The 2,457-nt window shown below is 51.9% G+C and carries 1 rRNA gene (running past one end of the window); it reads right to left on the bottom strand.

The features are described from left to right. Nucleotides 1–81 precede the first annotated feature (81 nt). Nucleotides 82–2,457 (bottom strand): 23S ribosomal RNA (locus LFLEISCH_RS14225); it runs 556 nt beyond the window's last position.

Raw genomic sequence — 2,457 nt, 5'->3', positions numbered from 1 at the left:
GACAAAAGAATGAAAGAACGATGTTCTCTCAAAACTAGAGAAGAAAAGCGTTTAGTTATCCACGTAACGAATCAAGATTAAAAGGTTAAGTCCTCGATCGATTAGTATTTGTCCGCTCCATATGTCGCCATACTTCCACTCCAAACCTATCTACCTGATCATCTTTCAGGGATCTTACTTTCTTACGAAATGGGAAATCTCATCTTGAGGGGGGCTTCACGCTTAGATGCTTTCAGCGTTTATCCCTGCCGCACATAGCTACCCAGCGATGCTCCTGGCGGAACAACTGGTACACCAGCGGTGCGTCCATCCCGGTCCTCTCGTACTAAGGACAGCTCCTCTCAAATTTCCTGCGCCCGCGACGGATAGGGACCGAACTGTCTCACGACGTTCTGAACCCAGCTCGCGTGCCGCTTTAATGGGCGAACAGCCCAACCCTTGGGACCGACTACAGCCCCAGGATGCGACGAGCCGACATCGAGGTGCCAAACCTCCCCGTCGATGTGGACTCTTGGGGAGGATAAGCCTGTTATCCCCGGGGTAGCTTTTATCCGTTGAGCGATGGCCCTTCCATGCGGAACCACCGGATCACTAAGCCCGACTTTCGTCCCTGCTCGACTTGTCAGTCTCGCAGTCAAGCTCCCTTGTGCCTTTACACTCTGCGAATGATTTCCATCCATTCTGAGGGAACCTTTGGGCGCCTCCGTTACTCTTTAGGAGGCGACCGCCCCAGTCAAACTGCCCATCTGACACTGTCTCCCCCACGCGCTAAGCGTGGCGGGTTAGAATGGTCATACAGCGGGGGTAGTATCCCACCAGCGCCTCCTCGCATGCTGGCGCACGCGATTCTTCGGCTCCTACCTATCCTGTACAAGCGGTACAAACATTCCATATCAGATTGCAGTAAAGCTCCACGGGGTCTTTCCGTCCTGTCGCGGGTAACCTGCATCTTCACAGGTACTATAATTTCACCGAGTCTCTCGTTGAGACAGTGCCAGATCGTTGCGCCTTTCGTGCGGGTCGGAACTTACCCGACAAGGAATTTCGCTACCTTAGGACCGTTATAGTTACGGCCGCCGTTTACTGGGGCTTCAATTCTGAGCTTCGCGAGATGCTAACCCATCCTCTTAACCTTCCAGCACCGGGCAGGCGTCAGCCCCTATACGTCACCTTACGGTTTTGCAGAGACCTGTGTTTTTGCTAAACAGTCGCCTGGGCCTATTCACTGCGGCTCTCTCGGGCTTTCACCCTAATAGAGCACCCCTTCTCCCGAAGTTACGGGGTCATTTTGCCGAGTTCCTTAACGAGAGTTCTCTCGCTCACCTTAGGATTCTCTCCTCATCTACCTGTGTCGGTTTGCGGTACGGGCAGTATCTCTCTTCCTAGAGGCTTTTCTTGGCAGCGTGAAATCAGGAACTTCCGTACTTTATTTCCTTCCCCATCACAGCTCATGCTTCGCAAGAAGCGGATTTGCCTACTTCTCACACTCACTGCTTGGACGCACATTTCCATTCGTGCGATTCCCTATCCTTCTGCGTCACCCCATTGGTCAAACAATTGACACTGGTACAGGAATATCAACCTGTTGTCCATCGCCTACGCCTATCGGCCTCGGCTTAGGTCCCGACTAACCCTGAGCGGACGAGCCTTCCTCAGGAAACCTTAGATATTCGGTGGAAGGGATTCTCACCCTTCTTTCGCTACTCATACCGGCATTCTCACTTCTAAGCGCTCCACCAGTCCTTTCGGTCTGACTTCAACGCCCTTAGAACGCTCTCCTACCACGAACCACAAAGTGGTTCATCCACAGTTTCGGTAATACGTTTAGCCCCGGTACATTTTCGGCGCGGGGTCACTCGACCAGTGAGCTATTACGCACTCTTTCAAGGATGGCTGCTTCTAAGCCAACCTCCTGGTTGTCTAAGCAACCCCACATCCTTTTCCACTTAACGTATATTTGGGGACCTTAACTGGTGGTCTGGGCTGTTTCCCTTTCGACTACGGATCTTATCACTCGCAGTCTGACTCCCGAGTATAAGTACATGGCATTCGGAGTTTATCTGAATTCGGTAACCCGAGAGGGGCCCCTAGTCCAAACAGTGCTCTACCTCCATGACTCTTTACCTCGAGGCTAGCCCTAAAGCTATTTCGGAGAGAACCAGCTATCTCCAAGTTCGATTGGAATTTCTCCGCTACCCACACCTCATCCCCGCACTTTTCAACGTGCGTGGGTTCGGACCTCCAGTAAGTATTACCTTACCTTCATCCTGGACATGGGTAGATCACCTGGTTTCGGGTCTACGACCTGTTACTTAAACGCCCTATTCAGACTCGCTTTCGCTACGGCTCCGCTTTTTCCGCTTAACCTTGCAACAAATCGTAACTCGCCGGTTCATTCTACAAAAGGCACGCTATCACCCATTAACGGGCTCTAACTACTTGTAGGCACACGGTTTC

Origin of the sequence: Listeria fleischmannii subsp. fleischmannii LU2006-1 (assembly GCF_000344175.1) — a bacterium.
Classification (GTDB): Bacteria; Bacillota; Bacilli; order Lactobacillales; family Listeriaceae; genus Listeria; species Listeria fleischmannii.
The sequence above is the reverse complement of the archived record's forward strand: the minus strand, read 5'-3'. Positions and strand labels throughout refer to the sequence as shown.